The 22,963-nt window shown below is 73.2% G+C and carries 18 protein-coding genes and 2 pseudogenes; 11 read left to right on the top strand and 9 right to left on the bottom strand.

Annotated features, from left to right (window positions below; genetic code table 11):
• Nucleotides 1–34: 34 nt before the first annotated feature.
• The 4 genes and pseudogenes from IPL61_14230 to IPL61_14215 all read right to left on the bottom strand — a co-directional run bounded on the left by IPL61_14230 (nucleotide 35) and on the right by IPL61_14215 (nucleotide 3,555).
• Nucleotides 35–916, bottom strand: a complete 882-nt coding sequence (locus tag IPL61_14230) for a UbiA prenyltransferase family protein (protein ID MBK9032443.1) — start codon at nucleotides 914–916, stop codon at nucleotides 35–37.
• Between the two features lie 639 nt (nucleotides 917–1,555).
• A pseudogene (locus IPL61_14225) lies at nucleotides 1,556–1,987 on the bottom strand (TRAP transporter large permease subunit).
• 40 nt (nucleotides 1,988–2,027) lie between these two features.
• A pseudogene (locus tag IPL61_14220) lies at nucleotides 2,028–2,861 on the bottom strand (TRAP transporter large permease subunit).
• 4 nt (nucleotides 2,862–2,865) lie between these two features.
• A complete protein-coding gene (locus tag IPL61_14215; GenBank protein MBK9032442.1) occupies nucleotides 2,866–3,555 on the bottom strand; it encodes a TRAP transporter small permease in 690 nt (229 codons plus the stop codon).
• A gap of 140 nt (nucleotides 3,556–3,695) precedes the next feature.
• Here IPL61_14215 and IPL61_14210 point away from each other — a divergent pair, with 140 nt between their 5' ends.
• Nucleotides 3,696–3,872, top strand: coding sequence for a hypothetical protein (locus tag IPL61_14210; protein MBK9032441.1), 177 nt, complete (start codon nucleotides 3,696–3,698; stop codon nucleotides 3,870–3,872).
• 125 nt (nucleotides 3,873–3,997) lie between these two features.
• On the opposite strand, the gene dctP is transcribed toward IPL61_14210, so the two are convergent.
• Nucleotides 3,998–5,023 carry a TRAP transporter substrate-binding protein DctP gene (gene dctP / locus IPL61_14205; protein MBK9032440.1) on the bottom strand — a complete coding sequence of 342 codons (1,026 nt, stop codon included), beginning with the start codon at nucleotides 5,021–5,023 and terminating at the stop codon, nucleotides 3,998–4,000.
• Entirely contained in the window at nucleotides 5,023–5,955 is a 933-nt protein-coding gene (locus tag IPL61_14200; protein ID MBK9032439.1) for a hypothetical protein, read from the bottom strand. Before IPL61_14200 ends, dctP begins: the two co-directional genes overlap by 1 nt.
• A 150-nt stretch (nucleotides 5,956–6,105) precedes the next feature.
• Here IPL61_14200 and IPL61_14195 point away from each other — a divergent pair, with 150 nt between their 5' ends.
• From IPL61_14195 to IPL61_14180, 4 genes are read left to right on the top strand one after another with little or no spacing between them, the layout of a single operon-like run.
• On the top strand, nucleotides 6,106–7,713 hold the full coding sequence (locus IPL61_14195) for an ABC transporter substrate-binding protein (protein ID MBK9032438.1): 1,608 nt from the start codon (nucleotides 6,106–6,108) through the stop codon (nucleotides 7,711–7,713).
• Nucleotides 7,710–10,508, top strand: coding sequence for a HAMP domain-containing protein (locus IPL61_14190; GenBank protein ID MBK9032437.1), 2,799 nt, complete (start codon nucleotides 7,710–7,712; stop codon nucleotides 10,506–10,508). Before IPL61_14195 ends, IPL61_14190 begins: the two co-directional genes overlap by 4 nt.
• 2 nt (nucleotides 10,509–10,510) lie before the next feature.
• On the top strand, nucleotides 10,511–11,569 hold the full coding sequence (locus IPL61_14185; protein MBK9032436.1) for a diguanylate cyclase: 1,059 nt from the start codon (nucleotides 10,511–10,513) through the stop codon (nucleotides 11,567–11,569).
• Nucleotides 11,570–11,614: 45 nt separating this feature from the next.
• Nucleotides 11,615–12,601, top strand: coding sequence for an NAD(P)-dependent glycerol-3-phosphate dehydrogenase (locus IPL61_14180; protein MBK9032435.1), 987 nt, complete (start codon nucleotides 11,615–11,617; stop codon nucleotides 12,599–12,601).
• Nucleotides 12,602–12,627: 26 nt separating this feature from the next.
• On the opposite strand, the gene IPL61_14175 is transcribed toward IPL61_14180, so the two are convergent.
• Both IPL61_14175 and IPL61_14170 read right to left on the bottom strand, forming a co-directional pair.
• On the bottom strand, nucleotides 12,628–14,034 hold the full coding sequence (locus tag IPL61_14175) for a chloride channel protein (GenBank protein MBK9032434.1): 1,407 nt from the start codon (nucleotides 14,032–14,034) through the stop codon (nucleotides 12,628–12,630).
• A 16-nt stretch (nucleotides 14,035–14,050) separates the two neighbouring features.
• Entirely contained in the window at nucleotides 14,051–14,389 is a 339-nt protein-coding gene (locus IPL61_14170; GenBank protein ID MBK9032433.1) for a hypothetical protein, read from the bottom strand.
• A 554-nt stretch (nucleotides 14,390–14,943) separates the two neighbouring features.
• Between IPL61_14170 and IPL61_14165 the strand changes: the two genes are divergently transcribed.
• Both IPL61_14165 and IPL61_14160 read left to right on the top strand, forming a co-directional pair.
• Complete coding sequence (locus IPL61_14165; GenBank protein ID MBK9032432.1) at nucleotides 14,944–16,713, top strand: serine/threonine protein kinase; 1,770 nt, start codon at nucleotides 14,944–14,946, stop codon at nucleotides 16,711–16,713.
• 91 nt (nucleotides 16,714–16,804) lie between these two features.
• Entirely contained in the window at nucleotides 16,805–17,053 is a 249-nt protein-coding gene (locus IPL61_14160; GenBank protein MBK9032431.1) for a hypothetical protein, read from the top strand.
• A gap of 3 nt (nucleotides 17,054–17,056) precedes the next feature.
• Here the strand turns inward: IPL61_14160 and IPL61_14155 are convergent, their stop codons facing one another.
• Nucleotides 17,057–17,986: a hypothetical protein gene (locus IPL61_14155; protein ID MBK9032430.1), complete on the bottom strand. Its 930-nt coding sequence runs from the start codon at nucleotides 17,984–17,986 to the stop codon at nucleotides 17,057–17,059.
• An 86-nt stretch (nucleotides 17,987–18,072) separates the two neighbouring features.
• Here IPL61_14155 and IPL61_14150 point away from each other — a divergent pair, with 86 nt between their 5' ends.
• From IPL61_14150 to IPL61_14135, 4 genes are all read left to right on the top strand, one after another.
• Nucleotides 18,073–19,428 (top strand): hypothetical protein, encoded by a 1,356-nt coding sequence (locus IPL61_14150; protein MBK9032429.1) that lies wholly within the window; start codon nucleotides 18,073–18,075, stop codon nucleotides 19,426–19,428.
• On the top strand, nucleotides 19,425–20,708 hold the full coding sequence (locus IPL61_14145; GenBank protein MBK9032428.1) for an outer membrane protein transport protein: 1,284 nt from the start codon (nucleotides 19,425–19,427) through the stop codon (nucleotides 20,706–20,708). Before IPL61_14150 ends, IPL61_14145 begins: the two co-directional genes overlap by 4 nt.
• Nucleotides 20,708–22,174 (top strand): hypothetical protein, encoded by a 1,467-nt coding sequence (locus IPL61_14140; GenBank protein MBK9032427.1) that lies wholly within the window; start codon nucleotides 20,708–20,710, stop codon nucleotides 22,172–22,174. The genes IPL61_14145 and IPL61_14140 overlap by 1 nt, the downstream gene beginning before the upstream one ends.
• Nucleotides 22,175–22,476: 302 nt before the next feature.
• On the top strand, nucleotides 22,477–22,797 hold the full coding sequence (locus IPL61_14135) for a hypothetical protein (GenBank protein ID MBK9032426.1): 321 nt from the start codon (nucleotides 22,477–22,479) through the stop codon (nucleotides 22,795–22,797).
• The last annotated feature ends 166 nt before the right edge of the window (nucleotides 22,798–22,963 follow it).

Here is a 22,963-nt window from a genome sequence, read left to right as displayed (position 1 = left end):
CGGGGCTGGCGGCGACCGCGTTCGTGTCGCGCCGTCAGTACACGATCGCGAGGATCACGACGGTCCACGCCAGCAGGTTCAGCAGGAACACCGGATCGCGCAGCATCGCCTCGGTGGGGCTGTCCTCGCCGGTCGATCGCAGCGCCAGCTGCGCGAACCGGCCGATGCCGATGGCGCCGAACGGCGCGCTCCACGGCAGCTTGCGCGTGTGGAAGAACGCGATCGTGTGCGCGTCGATGGTGTAGGCGACGTAGGCCGCGACGGTCGCCAGCGCCAGGCCGATCATGGACCACTGCACCGCCGTCGGGTGGTAGCCGGCCAGCGCCGCGCGGGTCGTGCCGACGTCGCGGCCGGCCAGCTTGGCGCGGGCCAGCTCGTGGGCGCGCTTGCCCAGCCCCAGGAACATCGCCAGCAGCCCGGTGCACGCCAGCAGCCACGGCGACGGCGCGACGGCGATCGCCGCGCCGCCGGCCATGACCCGCAGGATGAACCCGCCGGCGATCAGCACGACGTCGACGAACGCCACCTCCTTGAGCTTGAGGCTGTAGGCCAGGTTCTGGACCAGGTACACGCCGGCCCACAGCCCCGCCATCGGCGCCAGCGCGAACGCGGTCGCCAGCCCGGCCAGCGCCAGCACCGCCGCCAGCCACAGCGCCGCCCGCTCGCCGAGGAAGCCGGCGGCGATCGGCCGGTGGCGCTTGCTCGGGTGCGCGCGATCGGCCTCGACGTCGCGGACGTCGTTGAACGCGTAGACCGCGCCCGACAGGGCGCAGAACGCCAGCACCGCCAGCGCCGCCCGGACCACGTACCCCTCATCGACGAGGTGCTTCGCGAACACCAGCGGCGCCGCGACGAACAAGTTCTTCACCCACTGGTGGGGGCGAAGCGTCTTGATGACCGCGCGGACCGGACTCATCGCAAGGTCCGCGTTCTTAGCACGGGCTCAGGCGAGCCGGTTCCCGGCGCCAACCGTGCGGTGGCTACGGCGCGCCCGCGGCAGAACCCGTGCCTGGCCCGACCCCCGAACCCGTCGCCGTGCCCGTCCCCGATCCCGTCCCCGATCCCGATCCGTCCCCGATCCTGATCCTGATCCTGATCCCGACCCCGATCCCGATCCTGTCCCCGGATCCCGTCCCCGATCCCGCGCCGGCGCGCGTCGCCAGCGTCGGCGGCCGGCGCGGGTCGTGTCACCGTCGTCGGTCGTGTCACTGTCGTCGGTGTCGGTGTCCTCGGTGTCCTCGTCCTCGTCGCCCGAAGCCCGCCGTCGTCGTCGATCGGCCTGGGTCGCCTCGCCCAGTCTGGCGATCTTGCCGTCCTCGCAGGTCTTGGCCTCGTCCGGCGCCTTGGCGCGGCAGTTGGTGACGTCGGTGAACAGGCCCAGGCAGTTCTCGCGGTCGAAGTCGTCGGTGATCGCGGCGCAGTCGTCCTGCTTGACCACCTTGCCGCCCGGCAGCGTCACCGTCTTGACGTTGAGCACCGCCTGCTTCGAGGCGCTGACCACGGCGACCAGGCCGTCGAGGGTGCCGCGCGGCTTGGGCGGCGGCACGACCGTCAGGCTGGGGATGAAGGTGACGAGCAGGAGCGCGAAGATCATCGCGCCCATGAACGGCAGCACCGCCCGGACGACGTCGATCACCGGGCGGCGGAACTTGAAGCTCGAGATGAACAGGTTCAGGCCGACCGGCGGGGTCAGGTAGCCGATCTCCAGGTTGAGCAGGAAGATCACGCCGAGGTGGTACGGGTTGACGCCGTAGTGGTAGGCGATCGGCGCGATCAGCGGCAGCACGATCAGGATCGCCGAGAAGATGTCCATCATCATGCCGACGACGATCAGCAGCACGTTGAGCGCCAGCAGGAAGCCGGCGCGCGAGCCGATGTGCGCCTGGGTCCACGCGACCAGCTTGCCGGGCACGCCCGCGGTCACCAGGTAGTTGGTCACCGCGCTCGACGCGAACACGATGATGAAGATCGCGCCGATCAGCGCCATCGACTCCTTGGTGATGTGCCACAGCGCCGGGAGCTTGATGTCCGGAAGAGCCCATCTCGAGGAGGATCAGGTACAGCACCGTCACCGACGCGATCTCGGCGATGCCGCCGAGGCCCTTGGCCAGGGCCGCGATGATCAGGAACGGCAGCGCCAGCTCGGGCGCGGCCGCGATGAACGAGCGCCCCAGCTCGCCGACGTCGAACTTCTGGCGCGGCAGCTTCTTGATGATCGCGATCACGATGACCACGACCGACAGGCACGCGACCAGCACCAGGCCCGGCACGATGCCGGCCCAGATGAAGCGCTGCGTGTCCCACTCCCACAGGTAGTTCTGCAGCGCCCAGTTCTTGGTCAGCTCCTGCTGCAGGCCCAGGACCGTGCCGAAGATGAACATCGGCAGCGCCGGCGGGAACAGCAGCCCGACCGAGCCGGTGCCGGTGAGCAGGCCCAGCGCGAACCGCTCGGGGTACTTCTGCTTGACCAGCGCCGGCATGAGCAGGCCGCCGAGCGCGACGATCGTCACGCCCGAGGCGCCGGTGAACGTGGTGTAGATCGCGCACGCGATGATCGTGACGATGCCCAGGCCGCCCGGCATCCAGCCCAGGAGCGCGTTCGAGAACCGCACCAGGCGCTCGGCGGTCTTCGACGCTGCCATCACGTAGCCGGCGAAGATGAACAGCGGGATGGTCGAGAACACGTCGGCGGCGTCGCCGGTCCCGAGCTTGACGAACTCGGAGATCGCGCCGCCGAAGTCGGCGTCGAAGCCGCGGCCGATCGAGAGCGCGCCGACCGCGGTGAGCAACAGCATGACGCTGTAGAGGGGGGCGCCGCTGGCGAACGCCAGCACGAGGAGGATGACGGCGATGGTCAGCATGGGATCACCCGACCGCCTGCTCGGGCTCGGGCGCGGTCTGGCCGCGGCCGAGGTAGGCGAGCTCGATGACGGTGTGCAGCACGAGGTGGACGATGATCAGCGCCGCCGCGATCGGGATGAACCAGCCGATCACCCACTTGGGCACGAGCTCGTAGTGCTTCTCGGCCGAGATGGCCTTCTTCACCAGCCAGCCGCCGTAGAGCAAGAGCGTCGCCGCGGTGAGCGCGACCAGGTTCAGCAGCACCCGCAGCACCGCTCGGCCCCTCGGCGCGAACGCCCGCGAGACCAGGTCGAGGGAGAAGTTGCGCTTGTGGTGGGTGGCGAACGCCGCGCCCAGCATCGCGATCGCGAACACCGAGACCCGGATGCCCTCGACCGCCCACAGCGGGCGCTTGTTCCAGATCAGGTCGGCGAACGTGCGGTAGAAGCCGATCGCGACCAGGAACGCGAACAGGAGCGCGATCACGACGCGCTCGCCGCTGCCGACGCCCTCGTCGACCATGCGCAGCTTGCGAGCCAGCGGCGGCTCGCCCTCGTGCGCGACGCCGGCGACGGCGGTGGCGGGCGGGAGCGTGGCTGGCCGCGGGGCGGACGTCCCCGCCGCGGGTTCAGGGCCGGCTGGCGCGGTGTCGGCCGGGTCGGTCGTCCCAGGCTCGGGCGCTTCGGGATCAGGCGGCGCAGGGTCGTTTGCCACGGCCGGATCGTACGGGTCCGGCGAAGCAGCCTCAACCGAGGGGCCGGGATTTCGCCCGGGTTTCGCCGGATCGCCGCGGCCGACGTGGCGGCGGCGCGGCGCGTCCTTCCCGACGCGTCCTGGCGTACGCTCGGACGGCGATGCCCACCTGCCGCGAATGCAAGGACGAGGTCGAGAAGCTGGTCTCGGTGAAGGTCGACGGGAAGGCCGTCAAGCTGTGCCCCGACCGCGCCGACCGCGCGCGCGAGGGCGCCGAGATCGCCGAGGCCAGCGAGTCGGTCATCCAGGGGATGATGGGCTTCAAGGGCCGGCGCTAGCCGCGTCGTCACCGGCCGCCGCCCGCGCGGCCCGCGCCGGGCTCGCGCATGCGTCCACCCGGCTGCCCCGAAAACGCCACGAGGCCCGTCGCCGGGCCTCGCGTGGTTCGCCGTCGTGGGGCGAGCTACTTCGCGCCGTTCTTGGCGCGGTACTCGCCGCGGTACTTGAGCACGTCGGCGAGCTCGGCCTTCGAGTACATCTTGCCCTCGAGCTCCTTCCAGACGCTCTGGGCGGCCTTGTCGAACTCGGCGACCATGTCCGCGGGCGTCGGCGAGATCTTGACGCCCTTGCGCTCCATCTGCTTCTTGGCGCTCTCGTTGTCCTTGCGGATCTGCTTGCGCAGCGTCTTCTGCATGCCCTTGGTGATCTTGGCGATCAGCTTCTCGTCGCCGGGCGAGATCTTCTTGACCGCGTCGAGCTTCATGATCGTCGCGCCGATCGCGTAGCTCATCGGCATCTCGGTCATGTACTTGACCTTGGTGTTCCACTGCAGCGCCACGGCCGCCAGCGGCGAGCCGTAGCAGGCGTTGATGCGGCCGGTCGAGAGGTTGCCCTCGACCTCGGGCACGCCCAGCGGCACGCCCGAGACGCCGAGCGCCTTGTACATCGCGCGGACCAGGCCGTCGTCGCCCCAGAGCCACAGCTTGGCGCCCTTGACGTCGGCCATCGACTTGAGCTCGGACTTGGACATCAGGTAGATCCAGCCGACCTCGCCGCGGTCCCCGAGGCGGAAGCCCTTGGCCTCGAACTTCTTCTGGAAGTACGGCCACATCTTGTCGGCCACGTAGTCGAGCTCCTCGACCGACGCGAACATGCGCGGCAGCTCGAGCACGCGGATCGACTCGTCGACCATCGACAAGCCGACCGAGGTCACCGCGGCGCCGTCGAGCTGGCCCAGGTTGATCTTGCGCACGACGTCGCGCTCGTCACCCATGACGCCGCCCGGGAAGTACTTGACGGTGACCCGTTCTTCGGTCTTCTTGCCGACCTCGGCCGCGCCCTTGCCGAGGATCTTCATCCACGAGCTGCCGTCGGGGGCCAAGGTGGCGAGCCGGAGCTGGAGGTTGTCCGCCGCTGCGGTGGCGACCGTCGCGAGCGAGAGCGCGACGGTGGTCGCGAGCGTGAGGCGTGAGAGGACGGTCGTGCGCATCAGAAGAGCTCCTTTTCCTGGCTGAGATACCGGCGGGCGCGCCGGTGGGCGATCTCGTTGGCGAGCCGCTGCTCCGGCCAGATCGCCGGGTCGGTCTGCAGCACCTTCACGAGTTCATCGTGGAACAACTTGCGGTTCTGAGTCATGACGCCGACCTTCTTCGCGTAATTCACGCGGGCCAGCAGAAACTTGTCGTCGGTCAGCGCCAGCGCCTTCTTGAAGTGCGCCTCGGCCTTGACCGCGTCGCCGCCGAGCTGGGCGCCGGCCGCGGTGTAGAGCAGCCCCAGGGCGACGTGGGGCAGGGCCGCCGCCGCCTTGTCCTTGGGCGGGTGCTTCTCGTCGAGCTCGACCACCTTGAGCAACATCAGCTTGGCGGTCGGGGCCTGGGCCACGAGCTCGACGTTGTCCTTGTTGTGGTTGATCATCGAGCCCAGGCCGATCGCGGCCCACATCAGCGGGGTGCGCTGGCTGCCCTTGGCGCTCGCGACCAGCTTGGCGATCGACTCGGTGTCGCCGAACAGGCCGTCCTGCCACTTCTTGCCCAGCGTCATGAGCGCGTAGTTCATGCAGCGCACGAACATGCGGGTCGCGCGGTTGTCGAGGTGCTGGGCCAGGTCGAAGTCGTTGGCGATCAGCGCGCGCTCCCACTCGTCCTCGACGAAGCCGATGCCGTACTGGCAGTAGCCCTCGGCCAGGATCCCGCGCAGGATCGGGTTGCCGGGATCGACCACCCAGAAGCCCTCGACGGTCTTGAGCGTGCCGGGGATCGCCCGGGCCGCCAGGTCGTAGTCCGACTCCATCTTGATCGAGGGCTGGGCCCGGATCAGCACCTTGGCGGTGGTGTTGACCGTGAACTGACCCATGTCGCACGCGGCGAGCGCCAGGATCGCCACGACGGCCAGGGCGAGAACGGAACGAGATGATCGGATCATGCGCGAGGTCCTGTGAGAGACGGGGTTGGGGCGTAGCTCATTCACGACGGGCCGGGGCGGTGCCCGACCGCTACCCCGGCCGTGAGGCTAAGTGAGCGAAAGACGAGAGTCAATCGCGGCGACGGGTGGTCTGGCGCTACAATCGACGGCGTGTCGCGCGCCCGCCTCGCGGTCCTCGCCGTCGCCCTCGGGGTGACCGCGTGCGACGCCCGCAGCCTGGGCTTCGCGCCGCCCGATCACGACAACCTGACCCAGCGCAACGGCACGATCGTCGTGGCCCGGCCGGTCGACGCCAGCTCGCTCGATCCGGCCCGGCCCAGCGACAACGAGTCGGCCGAGGTCATCGGCCAGATCTACGAGACCCTGGTGCGCTACCGGCCGGGCTCGGCCGAGATCGAGGGGGCCCTGGCCACGCGCTGGGAGGTCGACGCCTCGGGGCGGGTCTGGACCTTCCAGCTCCGGCCCCGGGTCCGCTTCCACGACGGCACGCCCTGCGACGCCGCCGCGGTGGTGTTCAGCTTCGAGCGCCAGCGCGATCCGCAGCACCCGTTCCACCGCGGCAAGTTCGGCTACTGGGAGAACGCCTTCAAGAACATCGAGCGGGTCGAGGCGCTGGACCCGACCACGGTGCGGATCACCATCGCCGATCGGTTCGCGCCGTTCCTGGCCAGCATGGCCACGTTCCCGGTGTCGATCGTGTCGCCGACGGCGGTCGCGCGCTGGGGAGACGACTTCGGGGATCACCCGGTCGGGACGGGCCCCTTCCAGCTCGAGCGCTGGACCCGCGGCGAGCGGATCGTGATCGTGCGCAACCCGCACTACTGGGGGCCGCGATCGACGATCGAGCGGGTCGTGTTCGAGGTGATCCCGGATCCGCGCCAGCGGCTGATCGATCTCGAGAGCGGCGCGGTCGATCTCGCGCTCGCGATCCTGCCCAGCGAGTCGCAGTTCCTCGATCTGCACCCGGGCCTGACGCTGCACCGGCCCCCGGCCAACAACGTCACCTACCTGGCGATGAACTGCGCCCGGCCGCCGTTCGATCGGGTCGAGGTGCGGCAGGCCGTGGCGATGGCGATCAACAAGCAGGCGATCGTGCGGCTGGCCTACCAGGGCCTGGCCACCGTCGCCGACGGGCCGCTGCCGCCGTCGCAGTGGGGCTACCAGGCCGGGCTGGGGGCGACGACGTTCGCGCCCGAGCGGGCCCGGGCCCGCCTGGCCGAGCTGGCCGCCGAGGGGGTGATCGATCTGGGCCGCACCTACACGCTGTACGCGCCGTCGGCGCCCCGGCCGTACCTGCCGAACCCCGAGCAGGTCGCGCGGATCGTCCGCGCCAACCTCGAGGCGGTCGGGCTCCACGTCGAGCCGATCCTGCAGCCGTTCGCGGCCCAGCGCCAGGACACTCAGGCCGGCCGCCACGATCTGGCGCTGGCGGGCTGGGTCGGCGACAACGGTGACCCCGACAACTACCTCTACTTGATGTTCGACAAGGACAACACGGTGCCGGGCATCGCCCGCAACATCGCCTTCTATCGCGACGACGAGGTCTCGGCGCTGCTGAGGCGGGCGCAGCGGGTCGAGGACCGCGGCGAGCGCGAGGCGCTGTACACCGAGGCCCAGCGCCGCATCGCCGCCGACGCGCCGTGGGTGCCGCTGGCGCACTCGCAGGTGACCGTGGCGGCCCGCGTGGATCTCACCGGCGTGGTCGTCAACCACAGCGGCCACGTGGTCTACGCGGGCATCCGGCGGGCGCCGCGGTGACGCTGGCCGGCCTCGCGCGCGCGCTCGGGCGCGCCCTGACCTGGCCGATCCGGCGCGTCGCCGAGGCCCGGCTGCGCCAGAAGATCGCGCTGGCGCTGTCGGTGGCGGCGCTCTTGCCGATGCTCGTGGTGGCGTCCTTGGCCTCGGGCGTCGTGCTCGGCAGCCTCGATCGGGGCCTGCGCGACGACGTCGAGCGTCAGCTCGAGGTCGGGCTCAACCTGACCCTGCGCGCGGTCGAGCGCCTCGGCGAGGACGCGGTCCGGCTGGCCGCGGACGAGGAGCTCGCGACCGCGATCCCCCAGGGCGAGGCGGCGGTCCACGAGGTCATCGCCCGGGCGTCGCCGCACCTGCCGTCGTCGCTGGTCCAGGTGTTCGCGCTCGACGGGCGGCCGATCGACGGCGAGGTCGTCGGCGGCGACGCCGCGCGCTTCTCCGAGCTGGCGGTCGACGGCGGGTCGGCGACGGTCGCGACCGCGCTGGCGTGGTCGCGCCGGGTCCAGCTCGAGCTGTCGCCCAAGGGCGTCGTGGTCCGGGCGTCGGCGCCGGTGCTCGATCGCCGGCTCGAGCTGGTCGGCGTGGTCGTGATCTCGGTGCCGCTCGACGGCGCCTTCGCCGACGGCATCAAGGGCGCGCTCGGCGTCGACGTGCTGATCGGCAGCCTCAACGCCGGCGTCGCGACCTCGACCGTGCGCGACCGCGACGGTCGGCGGCTGAGCGCGCTGCAGGTGCCGACCGAGGTGCTGCAGGGCGTGCGCGAGCGCAGCCACCCGGTCGTGACCCAGGCCATCGCCGGGCGCGAGCACGCGGTCGCGTGGACCGCGCTGGTCGACGACCGCGGCCGGGCGGTCGGCCTGTTCGCGGTCGCGATCGATCGCCGGGCGGTGTCGCAGGCTCAGCGGGTGGCGTTCCGATCGCTGGCGATCGGCGCCGCGGTGGCGCTGGTGTTCGCGCTGCTCCTGGCCGCGGCGCTGACCCGCCGGGTCGGGCGCCCGATCGCCAAGCTGCACCGCGGCGCGGTCGCGATCGCCCGGGGCGAGCTCGACCACGTCATCGACGTGGCGCCCGGCGACGAGATCGGCGACCTGGCGCTGGCGTTCGCGCACATGACCACGACGCTCAAGGAGAACCAGCAGCGCCTGGCCGCGCGCATGCGCGAGATGGTCGCGATCCACGACGCCGGCCGGGCGATGTCGTCGGTGATCGAGTTCGATCAGGTGTCGTCCAAGATCGTCGACGCGATCGCCCGGGTGTTCGACGTGCGCCTGTGCGCGCTGTTCGCGGTCACCGGCACCGCGCGCCCGGACGAGCCGCGCGTCACCGTCGCGGCGGCGCGCGTGCGCAAGACCGAGCTGGCCAGCGCGCTGATCGGCCTCGACTCGGCCGACGCTGCCCCGCTGGTGTCGATCGCGACCCAGGTCGCCCGGCTGCGCGCGACCTTGCGGATCGACGACGCCGCCGCCGACCCGCGCCGGCGCGAGGCCGCGCTGGCGGCCGGCATCGACGGCTCGCTGATGGCGACGCCGCTCGAGCGCAAGGGCGCGGTGATCGGCGTGCTGATCCTGGGCCGGCAGCGCTACAGCCGGCCGTTCCTCGAGGCCGACGCCAACCTGCTGGCGACGTTCGCCGACCAGGCCGCCGCCGCGGTCGAGAACGCGCGCCTCTACGCCCAGGTCCGCGAGGCCAGCGAGGAGCTCGAGGCCAAGGTCCGGCTGCGCACCGCGGAGCTGACCGCGATCAACGCCGAGCTCGGGCGCGCGCTCGCCAACCTGCGCGACACCCAGGCCCAGCTGGTGCTGTCCGAGCGGATGGCCGGGCTGGGCCTCTTGGTCGCCGGCGTCGCTCACGAGATCAACTCGCCGTCCGCGGCGATCCGCGGGGCGGTCGAGGGCATGACCAGCGCGATCGGGCGCCTGGCCGAGCCGATGCGCGAGCTGGCGGCGGCGCTGCCGACCGCGGCCGCGCGCCAGGCGCTGTTCGCCACGATCGAGGACCACGGCCGGCGGCTGGCCGGCGAGCGGATGCCGACCGGGGCCGCGGTCCGCCGGGCGACGCGCGAGCTGCGGACCCGGCTGGCAGGGGTGGTCGACGACGCGGCCCATGAGCTGGGGGCGCGCCTGGCCGAGGCGGGGGCCGACGACGCCGTCGTGGACGCCCTGCTCGCCGTCGCGCCGGCCGGCGCCGCGCTGCCGGTCTTCACCTACCTGGTCGAGTACGCGGACGTGCATCGGAGCTCGCTGGTGATCGCCAACGCCATCGTGCGCATCCAGCGCATCGTAGGTGCGCTCAAGACCTACTCGCATCTCGACGAGGAGCCGACCCAGGTCGGCGCCGACGTCCATGAGGGGATCGAGACCACGCTCACCCTCATGGGCTATGCGCTGCGTGATATAACGGTCACGAGGCGTTTCGCAGAATTGCCCGCGGTGCCGATCTTTGTCGATGAACTCAATCAGGTGTGGACCAACCTGATCCAGAACGCCGTGCAAGCGTGCGGCGGCAAGGGCGCGATCGCGATCGAGACCGAGGCGGCCGGGGCGACCGCGGCCGATCCCCCGGGCGTGGTCGTGCGGATCGTCGATGACGGCCCGGGCGTGCCGCCCGAGATCCTGCCGCGCATCTTCGAGCCGTTCTTCACGACCAAGCCCAAGGGCGAGGGCACCGGCCTCGGCCTCGGCATCGTCGCGCAGATCGTCGCCAAGCACGGCGGCCGCGTGGCGTGCGAGTCGGCGCCGGGCCGGACCGCGTTCGTGGTGTGGCTGCCGACGGTGGCGGGGCGGGCGGGGGCATCGGCGTGAGCGTGCGCGAGACGATCCTGTGCGTCGACGACGAGGAGGGCGTGCTCCACGCGCTGCGCCAGCAGCTCGCGGCCCGGTTCGGGCACGAGTGCGACATCGCGACGGCGTCGTCGGGCGCCGACGCGCTCGAGCTGCTCGACGAGCTGGAGCGCGACGGCGAGAAGATCGCCGTGGTGATCGCCGACCAGATCATGCCGGGCATGAAGGGCGTCGACCTGCTCGAGCTGGTCGATCGCCGGAGCCCGTCGACGACCAAGATCCTGCTGACCGGCCAGGCCGGCCTCGACGCGGTCGTCAGCGCGATCAACCGCGCCAACCTCAACCACTACCTGTCCAAGCCCTGGGACGAGGCGTCGCTGCGCCTCGCGGTCGAGAACCTGCTGCGCCAGTACCGGCTGACCGCCGAGAACCGCGAGCTGATCGCGACCCTGTCGGCCAAGAACCAGGCGCTGCTCGAGATGAACCGCGAGCTCGAGGCCAAGATCCACGAGCGCACCCACGAGCTGGCCGAGGCCAACGCCCGGCTGGCGCAGCTCGCGGTCACCGATGGCCTGACCGGCCTGTACAACCACCGCCACTTCCACGAGCGGCTCGCGCTCGAGGTCGAGCGCTCGGCCCGCAACGGCCTGCCGCTGTCGCTGCTGATGATCGACGTCGATCACTTCAAGCACTACAACGACCACCACGGCCACCCGTCGGGCGACGAGGTGCTGCGGCAGATCGGGCGGCTGTTGAGCGAGGGCCGGCGCGCCAACGACCTGGTCGCGCGCTACGGCGGCGAGGAGTTCGGCCTGGTGCTGGTCGACACCGCCAAGTTCACCGCCGCCAAGCTGGCCGAGCGGATCCGCGAGCGGATCGTCACGTACCCGTTCGCCCACGGCGACGCCCAGCCGCTGCACAAGGTCTCGATCTCGGTCGGCGTGGCGTCGTTCCCCGACGACGCCAGCGACGCGATGGCGCTGGTGCGCTCGGCCGACGACGCCCTCTACGGCGCCAAGCGGGCCGGGCGCGACCGGGTCGTGCTCGCGACCGCCGCCGCCGGCGATCCCGCCACCGGATGAGGTAGGTTCGCAGGCGATGCCCACCGAGCCCAGGACGTCGCCGTCATCGGCGCCGGCAGCTACGGCACCTGCCTGGCCATCCTCGCCGCGTCGGCGGGGCACCGGGTCCACTTCTGGTGCCGCGGCGAGGCGATGGCCGCCGAGCTGGCCGCGCGCCGCGAGAACACGCTCTACCTGCCGGGGTTCTCGCTGCCGCCGTCGATCGCGGTCACCGCCGACCTTGAGGCCGCGGTCCGGGGCAAGGCCATCGTCCTCGGGGTCACGCCATCGCACGCGATCCGCGACGTGCTCGGGCGCGCGGCCGGCTGGCTCGATCCCGACGTGGTCGTGGTCAACGCCTCGAAGGGCCTCGAGGACGGCACGCTCCAGACCATCGACCGGGTCTACGCCGACATCTTCCCCGCGCGCGTCGCCGGCCGGGCCACGTACCTGTCGGGGCCGACCTTCGCCGCCGAGATCGCCGGGGGCATGCCGTCGGCGATCGTCCTGGCCGGGCGCGATCCCGAGACCACCGCGATGGTCCAGCGGGCGCTGTCGACCGACCGGTTCCGGACCTACTCGACCGACGACGTCGTCGGGGTGCTGGTCGGCGGCGCGATCAAGAACGTGGTCGCGATCGCCGCGGGCGTGTCCGACGGGCTCGGCTTCGGCTCGAACGCGCGGGCGGCGCTGATCACCCGCGGCCTGGCCGAGATCACGCGCATCGGCGTGGCCATGGGCGCCGATCCGGTGACCTTCGCCGGCCTGTCGGGCATGGGCGATCTCGTGCTCACCTGCTCGAGCGACACCTCGCGCAACCGCAAGGTCGGGCTCGCGCTCGGCCGCGGCCAGACCATGGCCCAGATCCTCGGCGACATGCGCATGGTGGCCGAGGGCGTCAAGACCACCAAGGTCGCCTGGGACCTGGCCCGCAAGCTCGGCGTGCCGGCGCCGATCACCGAGGTGATGCACGCGATCGTCCACGAGGGCGCGCCCGCGCGCGACGCGATGCAGCGGCTGATGCAGCGCTCGCTGCGCAGCGAGAAGGACTGAGCGCGGCGGCGCGGCGGCGCGATCGGCTAGGCCGTGGGCGCGACGCCGCCGGTCTCGTCGGCGTCGGGGTCGGGCGCGCGCCGCTGCGCGCCGTAGACCTTGATCCGCAGCGTCAGCACGTAGGTCATGCCACACGCGAGCGCGGCCGGCGGGCCGTAGCGCGGGCCGAACACCTCGAGGACCAGCGCGATCGCCGCGAGCGGCACGCCGATCACCGCGACCAGCGACGAGGCGATGCCGACGACGACGAAGATCGCCGGGTCCATCCCGGCCGGCGCGAGGCCGGCGAGCTCGAGCAGCTCGGCGGTGAGGCGGCCCGAGACGCCGCCGAGGAACATCGCCGGGATCAGCATGCCGGCGCTGCCGCCCGAGCCGATCGTGAACCCGGTCGTGAGCATCTTGCCGATCAGCAAGAGCGCCAGGAACCACCACGCGTAGTCGACGCCGGTCAGCAGCTCCGCCAGCGTGTGCTCGCCCATCCCGAGGACGTGGTGGGGCTCGATGTCGGCCGCGAGCCACAGCGGGATCGTGACCAGCGCGCCGCCCGCGCCGCCGGCGGCGCCCCGGAGCATGCCGTCGGCTCGACGGACCAGCGCGCCGGTGTGGCGGGTCAGCAGCCCGAACCCCAGCGCGATCGGCGCCGACACCGCGACCGCGACCAGCACGGTGATGCCGTACTCGGCCAGCGAGTAGGTGCGGTCGTGCCACGGCGCCGAGAACAGCACGCCGGTGCCGAGCACGCGCTGGTTGAGCGCGTAGCCGATCATCGCGGCGACCAGCGCGTAGGCGAACTTGCGGTAGATGATGCGGTCGCCGTACGCGACCTCGATCGCGAACAGCGCGGCGGTGAACGGCGCGCCCAGGAGCGTGCCGACCCCGGCGGCGATCCCCGCGAGCTGGTACGTGCGCAGCTCGGCCTCGCGGCGGGCCTGGAACACCCGGGCGCAGCCGGCGCCGATCGCCTCGCCGGCGACGACCACCGGCGCCTCGATCCCGCCCGAGCCGCCGGCGCCGAGGGTGAGCGCGGTCGCGATCAGCTTGCGCACGGCGAGGCCGAACGCCGGCCGGTCGTAGCGCGGCTGCGGATCGTCGCCGGCGTGCTCGTAGGTGCAGTGGTAGTTGCCGAGCGCGACGTCGATCCCGTCGCCCTCGGTCTCGCGCCAGGCCGGGCGCCGCAGGATCGCGCCGCGGATGAGCCCGCCGACGACGAGCAGCGCCGTGAGCGCGCCGACCGCGACCGCGTCACCGCCGCGGCCGTCGAGCCAGTGGTGCACGCCGTCGAAGCTGGCGTGGACCAGCCAGCGCAGGCCCGAGCACAGCCCCCAGACGATCACGGCGAGCACCACCACCACCACCAGCATGCGCGCGATGTTCTCCCAGGAGTCGTGGAGCTCGCGCTGGTCGTCGTCGAGGCGCTGGTACAGGTTGCCCATGGCGCGGCGACGGGACCTAGAGCGCGCCGCTGACCGCGAGGCCGACCGACGACGGGGTCAGCGTGGGCACGAGCGCGACGTCGTCGGCGCGGCCCCGCGCGCGCTGGTCGAGCGCGAACAGGATCACGCCGCTCACGACCAGCGCGCCGCCGGCGGCCAGGCCGATGATCGCGCGGGTCTCGGCGGTCTCGCCCTCGTGCTGCTTGGCCAGGAGCGCGTCGGTCCAGGGGCCGTCGTGGCTCGACAGCTCGTCGCTGATCGAGCGGGCGTGCAGCCCGAAGTAGCCGCCGACCGCGAGCCCGGCCACGCCAGCCACGCCGAGGCCGAGCGCGACCGGGCGGCGCCAGCTCGGCACGGTTCAGCGCGAGCGGCTCGGTCGGCGGGGGCGGCCGATCTTCGACGACGTCGGGCAGTGGCGGCGGTGGCGGCGCGTCCGGCTTCGGCGGCGGCTCGGTCGGTCGGGTCTTGCCGCGGGTCGCCTTCTTGAGCGCGGCCAGGTGCTGGCGCGCGGTCTTCGCGAAGCTGCCCTTGGGCTCGACCGCCAGGTAGCGCTCGTACTGCTCGATCGCGTCCCAGGGCTGGTCGGCGAGGCGGTACGCCTGCCCCATGTTGTAGAGCAGGTCTGGGTGTGGGATCAGGTCGTACGCCTCGCGCAGGCGCGCGATGGCCGTCGGGTAGTCGGCCGCCTGCTGGGCGGCGGTGGCGGCCTCGACCAAGGTCGCGGCGCGGGCCTTGCGCTCGTCGGCGTCGTCGGCCCGGGCGGTGCCGGCGAGCGCCCCGGCGGCGAACAGCACGGCGAGTGCGACGCGCATCCGCTGATGGTACCAGGCCCCCGACGCCGGTGGGGGCCCGAGCGCGGCCTCGCGAGTCCGCTTGACGGCGTCGCGGTCGCCGCGGGACCATCGCTGGATGCGTGCGGCCGCCATCCCGATGGGCGTACGTCTCGGGCGCTATGAGGTGGTGCGCTACCTCGCGACCGGCGGCATGGCGGAGATCTACCTGGCGCGCTCGGGCGGCATCGGCGACTTCGAGCGCTACGTGGTGGTCAAGGTCATCGCGGGCGAGCGCCGCGGCAACGACCAGTTCGTGCGGATGTTCCTCGACGAGGCCCGCCTCGCCGCCGGCCTCCACCACGCCAACATCGCGCAGGTCTACGACGTCGGCGAGGACGACGGCGAGTTCTTCTACGCGATGGAGTACGTCCACGGCGACACGGTGCGCTCGTTGCTCGAGGAGTGCGGCCAGCGGCAGATCGCGATCCCGCTCGAGGTCGCGGTCGCGGTCGCGATCGCCGCCGCCTCGGGCCTGCACCACGCCCACGACCGCGAGAGCGGCGACGGCCGGCCGCTCGAGATCGTCCACCGCGACGTGTCGCCGTCGAACGTGATGGTCGGCTACGACGGCGCGGTCAAGGTGCTCGATTTCGGCATCGCCCGGGCCAGCGAGCGCGCGACCGAGACCGAGAGCGGCGTGGTCAAGGGCAAGTACGCGTACATGGCGCCGGAGCAGTGCCGGGCCCAGCACATCGATCGCCGGGCCGACGTGTTCGCGCTCGGGATCGTCCTGTACGAGCTGTCGACCCAGCACCGCGCGTTCAAGAGCGACAGCGACTTCGAGACGATGACCAAGATCGTCGGCGGCGAGGTGGCGCCGCCGTCGTCGGTGCGCGCCAGCTATCCGCCAGCGCTCGAGGCGATCGTCGCGCGCGCGATGGCCGTCGATCCCGCGCACCGCTACCAGACCGCGGCCGAGCTGGGCGACGCGCTCGAGGCGTTCGCCGAGGGCGCCGGCCTCACGATCTCGCAGCGCGCGGTCGAGCGGTTCATGCACCAGGTGTTCGGCACCCGGCCCGAGCCGTGGCGGGTCGGGCCCCAGCTGCCGCGGTCGGCCGGCGGCTCGACGCCACGTCCGGGCACGCCCAACCCAGGCTCGCGCCCGTCGGCGCAGCGGGCCGCGCTGACCCCGCCGCCGTCGGCGACGCCGGCGCCGATGGCGCGCCCGGTGGCGCCGCTGCCGCGCACCGACTCGATGGTGGCGTCGGCGATCCAGGTGCCGATGGAGCCGCCGGGGCGCTCGCTGACCCGGCCGCTGGCGCTCGGGCTCGGGCTCGCGGTGCTCGGCGTCCTCGCCGCGGTGGTCGCGTCGAGCGGTGGTCGTGGGGGTGGCGGCGGTGGTGGTGGGGCGACCTCCGCGTCGACCTCGGCCGGCTCCTCGACCGCGCCCTCGGCCGAGGTGGGCGCGGCGGCCGCGCCGACGGTGACCGCGCCGACGATGACCGCGCCGGCGACGACCGCGCCGACGACGACCGCGCCGACGATGACCGCGCCGACGATGACCGCGCCGACGACGCCGTCGCCCGACGAGGTCACGCCAGCCGCACCCGAGCCGGCGCCGCCGCCCACGGCCGCGACCGTGACCCTGCACCTGGTCACCGACCCGCCCGGGGCCGCGGTCTACGTCGGCACCAAGCGTCGCGGTGCCACGCCGCTCGACCTGACCGTGCCGCGCGGCGCGCGCCCGCTGGCGGTGCGCTTCGAGCGCGCCGGCTGGCGCGCCCAGACCGTCGCGATCCCGGTCGACCAGGACGGCGCGCGCACGGTGACGCTGGTCAAGAAGGCCGCGCCGAAGCCGCGCGGCGGCGGCGGCGACGACACCTTCACCAACCCGTTCGCCAAGTAGCGGCCGGCGCCCAGGCGGGGCGGTCATGGCCGCTGGCGCGACGGCGGTTCGTCCTTACGTTGCTCCGACGACAACCGATCGAGGAGCACGCATGCCGGACCAGACCCCGACCCTACCGATCCCGACGGCCCCCGCCGCGCCGGACCCGCCGCCCGAGGAGGCCACCGCCGACGACGCGCCCGCGCCGGTCCACCCGCAGCCCGAGCGCGAGGTCCTCGTGCGCGACGCCTACGGCCGCGATCCCTACGAGGGCGACCGTGAGGCCGACGGGCTGGGCGTGCGGCCCGAGGACCGGGCCGATCCGCTGGCCGGCGCGCTGCGCAAGACCCGCGAGGACTGAAACTCAGCGCGGGAACAGCGTGTCGCGCTGGGCGATCACGTCGGCGCAGGTCGCGTCGGTCGGCACCCGCACGGCCCGGAACGTCGACGGGTTGCCCGGCTGCTGGGTGATCACCGGGTTCAGGTTCTTGACCGCGCCGACCTGCGCCGGGGTGCACGGCCCGCCGGTCGCCAGGTGGCAGCCGAGGATGCCCTGCTGGATCGACGCGTCGATCTCGCCGAGGATCAGGTCCGACGAGAACACCTCGCCGGTCAGCGCGAACTGGGTGCGCAGCGCGACGTAGACCTCGTCGAGGTTCACCGCGGGCACGTCGTAGGCCAGGAGCGTCGCGCCGGGCTTGGCGTCGGCCTCTTGATCGCACGCGCAGTTGACGCCGATCGCCAGGTCGCAGGTGGTGTCGGCCGACGGCGGGCAGAACCGGAACGCGCCGGCGCTGTCAGCCTCGGGCAAGGGCGCGGTGGCGGCGGTCGCGGGATCGAGGATCGCGCCGATCACCAAGGTCAGGCGCTCGGTCGCGAGCGTCGCGCAGGTCGCGTCGGCCGAGGTCAGGGAGCCGGTGCCGGACACGCCGGCCACCGACGCGACGGTCGTCGCCGGGACCTCGAACCGGATCGGCCGGTCCTGGCCGGCGATCGGGATCGCCGGGATCTCGATCGCGCAGGCCTCGGCCCGGACCGCGACCGCGGTGCCGGTCTGGTCGATGTCGAGGGCGATCAACAGCTCGGCGGTGGTGTCGACCTCGACCAGGCCCGAGGCGTTGACGTGGACGTTGAGCGTGCCGAGCACCGCGGCCCGGCCGTCGAGGGCGAAGGTGCCGCCGGGCTGGCACTGCTCGCCGAACACCCGGGCGTCGACGGAGCCGCCGCCGCCGTCGGCGCCGCAGCCGAAAAGCGCGAGCGCCACGGCGAGGCCAGGACCATGGGCGGACCGCATCCGATCAACCTACCACCGCGGCCCCGGGCTGTCGTCGACCGCGATCACGCTGGCCCGGCGGGGGTGGTCGATGATATTCGGGCTCGATGCGCCGGATGGGCAGGCTGCGCCGGATCGCCGTGGTGGCGGGCCTCGTCACCGCGGGCCGGGCCGCGCCCGCCGTCGCCAACCCGATCGAGCTGTTCGGCTTCGGCAGCCGCCACGCCGCCCACGCTGGCGCCGGCATCGCCGACGTCGACGACATGGCCGCGACCTGGATGAACCCGGCCGGGCTTGCCGCCGGGCGCCGCACGCTCACGACCGGCGTGCTGGGCGCGGTGTCGAACCTGCGGATCAACGATCGGCGCACGCCCCTGGCGCAGCCCGGCGGCGGCCTGTTCGGGGTCACGCTGCCGGCGCCGCTGGGCGGGCCGCTGGCGGGCCGGATCGGCCTCGGGCTCGGCATGTACGTGCTGCCGACATCGATCGTCCGCATCACCGCGCAGTTCCCCGACCAGCCGTTCTTCCCGTACTACCAGGGCCGCAGCGAGCGGCTGGTCGTGGTGCCCGGCGTGGGCGTGCGCGTCACCGACACGATCGAGGTCGGCGTCGCCGCGAACTTCCTGGCCGGGCTCGGCGGTGGCATCGAGGCCGGCGAGGGCGCGACCCGGGCGCTCGAGGCCCGCGTCGACGAGATCGTGCCAGCGGTGGCGCGACTGGTCGCCGGCGCGCGCTGGCGGCCGCGCGCCGATCTGGCGGTCGCGGCGGTGTACCGGCAGCGGTTCGAGGTGCCGTTTTCGACCGTGGCCGAGACCGAGGTCGCGGGCGAGCCGATCGATCTCGATCTGCAGGCCACCAGCCAGTTCTCGCCGCACCAGGTGGCGCTCGGCGCGACCTGGCGTCCGCCCGGCGGCGCGATCCACCTCGATCTCGGGTACGCGCGCTGGTCGAGCTACCCGGGCCCGTTCGTCAAGGTCGGCAGCGCGCTGCCGCTGGTGGGGCCGCTGGCGGCCGAGCTGCCGTCGGTGCCGTGGCAGGACACCGTGTCGATCCGGCTCGGCGGCGACGTCGCGCTCGGCCCGGCGTTGATCGGCCGCGCCGGCTACGGGTTCGAGACCTCGCCGGTGCCCGCGTCGCAGCCGGGCGTGACCAACCTGCTCGACGGCCCCAAGCACACGATCGGCCTGGGCCTGGCCCACGCCTGGCCGCGCGCGATCGCGGGCAAGCCGATGGTCATCTCGATCCACGCGCAGGCCCAGGTGCTGGGCGCGCGGACGCTGACCAAGACGATCCTGGCGACCGGCGTCGAGGGCGGCACGTTCGACGGCCTGCGCGACGAGGTCACCGACGATCCCCAGGCGCCGGCCACGCAGGGGGCGCAGATCGGAAACCCCGGCTATCCGCGCATCGACTCGGGCGGCCAGGTGTTCTCGGGCGGGCTCACCGTCGAGGTCGGCCTGTGACCGCGCGCGCGCTCGCGGCGGCGGCGCTGCTGGCGCTGCCGGCGGTGGCCGCGGCCGATCCGCTCGAGCAGTTCGGGCTCGGCGGCGCCGCGGCCGGGCAGGGCGGCGCGGTGACCGCGACCGCGACCGGCGCCGCGGCCGCGCACCACCAGCCCGGCGGCGTCGCGCTGGCCAAGCACCCCGAGGTGACGATCGGCTGGAGCGCGGGCTGGATGGGCCTGGCCCTCGACGGCCGCGACGCCGGCGTCGAGCCGGTCCACGGCACCTCGATCGGCCTGGCGGTGCCGATCCCGCTCACGCCCGAGCTCACGCTCGGCGTCGGCCTGGGCCTGTACCTGCCCGATCAGTACCTGGCGCGCATCCGCCTGGCGCCGATCACCGAGCCGCGGTTCCTGCTGCTCGACAACGACGCCCGCGTGGTGGTCGAGCCGGTCGCGGCGGTGGCCCACGCCGACAAGCTGGCGTTCGGCGTCGGCGCGTCGCTCCTGGCCGACGCGCGCAGCAACAAGATCGTCTTCGACGTCGGCGTCGTCGCCGGCGCCAAGGTCGGCCGGGCCGAGCTCGACGTCGAGCTGCCGCCGCGGGTGGCGCCGCTGGTCGGGCTGTGGCTGCGGCCGCACCCGCGCGTGCGCGCGGCGGTGACCTACCGCGGCCAGCTGTCGCTCGACCTCGCGCTCGACATCCTCGCCAACGTCGAGGTGGCCGGGGTCGTCACCGGCGACGCGCTGGTGGCGCTGCGGGCCAGCGACTACTTCACGCCGGCCCGGATCACCGGCGCGATCGCGGTCGACGTGCTGCCGGCCTGGACCGTCGACGCCGAGCTGACCTGGCAGCAGTGGTCGGCGTTCCCGGCGCCGCCGTCGCTCGACGTGCTGGTGGCGCTCGACATCACGCCGCCGCTGGTCTCGACCGCGACCCCGGCGCCCGACTTCACCGACACCGTCAGCGTCCGCCTCGGCACCGAGTACCGCCACCAGGGCGCGCGGCTCGACGTCGCGGCCCGGGCCGGCGCGGCGTTCCTGCCGTCGCCGGTGCCGCCGCAGGTCGGCCTCACCAGCTACGCCGACGGTGACCGGCTGCAGCTCGCCGCCGGCGTCGGCGTCACGATCCGCGACGGCCGGCCGATCCTGACCCGGCCGATCGACGTGGATCTCGGCCTGCAATGGCAGCACCTCGAGGATCGCCTGACGCAGAAGCAGGTCGACCTGTTCCCCGGCCAGGCGTTCTCGTCGGGCGGCGACGTGGTCCACGCCACCCTGACCACCACGGTGAGGTTCTGATGCGCATCCTCGTCGCGGTCCCGGTGGGGCTCACGCTGGCGCTGGCGGCCTGCGGCTTCGCGTCCGAGGAGCCGTTCAGCGGCGCCCGCACCGGCGACGGCGTCGCGCCGTGGCGGGATCTGGGCCCGGCCCCGGTGTGCCTGGGCAACCAGTTCCTCGGGCCGGTCGCGGCCGCGCCCGGCGGCTTCTGCTTCGATCGCAGCCAGATCGAGGCGCCGTGCGCCGACGACGGCGACTGCCGCTCGCGCGAGGCGTGCGTGTGCGGCCGCTGCACCGTGCCGTACTGCGCGACCGCGTCGGACTGCGCCGCCGATCGCGTGTGCACGTTCAGCCAGCACCGCTGCGATCTGGCCTGCAGCGACGCCGGCGCCTGCGCGCCCGGCGAGGAGTGCAGCAACGGCACCTGCCGCGGTCGGTGCGCGACCTCGAGCGAGTGCCAGACCGGCGAGGTCTGCTCGAGCCGGAACTTCTGCGTCACCGACGACTGCGCCGTCGACGGCGAGTGCACGGGCTCGGAGAGCTGCCACGTCCAGCGGGTCCCGCGGGTGGTGGCCGAGCCGTTCGCGGTGGCGGCCACCGACGGCCTGCGCGTGATCCTGTACCTCGAGGTCGGCGCCGAGGCCCAGCCGACCCAGCGCTCGATCTGGCGCGCGACCTCGCGCGACGGCGTCCAGTTCCGGTTCGATCCGGCCCGGCCGGTGCTCGAGGACGCCGGCGCCGCGCACGCGCCGTCGCTGGTGGCCACCGCCACCGGCTGGGCGCTCTACTACGAGAGCGGCGACGGCGCGGCGATCAAGGTCGCGACCTCCACCGACGGCGTCAGCTTCGGGGCCGGGCAGGTGGTCCTCACCGGCGGGGTCGGCCCCGCGGCGATCCACGCGCCGTCGGCGGTGGCGCTGCCCGACGGCACGGCCGCGGTCTACTTCGAGCGCGGCGGCGCGATCGAGCTCGCCACCGGTGCGGTCGCCGCGACGCTGACGGGCCGCGGCGTGGTGCTGACGCCGGCCGAGGTCACGGTCGCGCCGGGCGCGCCGCGGGCGCCGTTCTGGGACGCGGTCGCCGCGCTGCGCAGCCCCCACGCCGCGGTCACCGACGGCCCTGGCGGCCCGGCCCTGCGCCTGTGGTTCAGCGGCTTCGGCCGCGAGAGCGCCGAGTCGCAGCAGTTCGGGATGGACGTCGCGATCCCGCCCAACTATTCGATCGGGTACGCCGCCGCGACCGTCGACGATCCGGCGGCGCTGGTCCCGTGGCCGTACGGGCCGGTGGTCGATCGGGTGTCGGCGTTCCTCGACCACCGCCAGGAGCTGGCCCCGGGCGTGGTGCAGCTGGTCGACGACGACGGCCCGGCCGCCACCTACCTGCTCTACAGCGTCGAGGCCACGGCCGCCGACCCGATGGTCGGCCCCAACGGGCCGTTCGAGATCGGCCGCCTGGGGGTCCTGGCGAACGGTGGCACCACGCCTTGACCGCCCGCGCGGGCCACGGCTACAAGCGGCTCATCTGGCGGTTTTCTTTACCCGCCGCCGACACCTGCCTACGATCGAAGAAACCATGATCGTCGTCATCGCAAACGTCCTCGCCGGCTTGCTCGGGCTGTCGCTGTTCACCGCCACCGTGCGGCTCAGCCGGTAGCGTCGGTACCGCAGCACACGCGGCGGCCGCGGTCGCTGTACCGGGGGTACGGACGATCACCAGTCCGGCCGGTCGCTACCTCACCGGATACCCAGAGCGCGGCGACGCCTCCTGCGGGGCTCGGTACAACAGTCAGGTGAGCCAAGACGAGGGCACGAAGTACCGGGTGCACTCGCGCGAGCGGACGCAGGTCGTGACGGCCCGCCGCTCGAGCACCGCGCCGCCCACGAATTTCGGCCTGGGCAGCGACCCCGAGATCCCCGTGATCCCGCCGCTGGCGGCGCCGATGGAGCGCAGCGTGACGGTCCCGTTCGGGCGCGACGTGATCGTGCTGGTCCACGGGCGGCGCGCGGTGACGCTGATGCTCCCCGGCGGGGTCCGGATCGAGAGCACGCCGGCCGAGGCGCTGGCGCTGGCCGACGCCCTGAGCGCGGCCGCCATGTCGACCGAGCGCTGATCGGCGCCTGAGCGCGGCCGCCATGTCGACCGACCGCTGATCGGCGCCTGGACGGCGCGGGCTCGGGAGCGTCCTGATCCGAGATCCACCGAGCGCGGGCGCGATCAACCCCCGTGTGAGAGATCGGTGAGGTGAGTCGCGGCTGGTCCGGCGTTGCACTCCCATG

The organism is Myxococcales bacterium (assembly GCA_016717005.1).
Classification (GTDB): Bacteria; Myxococcota_A; Polyangia; order Haliangiales; family Haliangiaceae; genus UBA2376.
The sequence above is the reverse complement of the archived record's forward strand: the minus strand, read 5'-3'. Positions and strand labels throughout refer to the sequence as shown.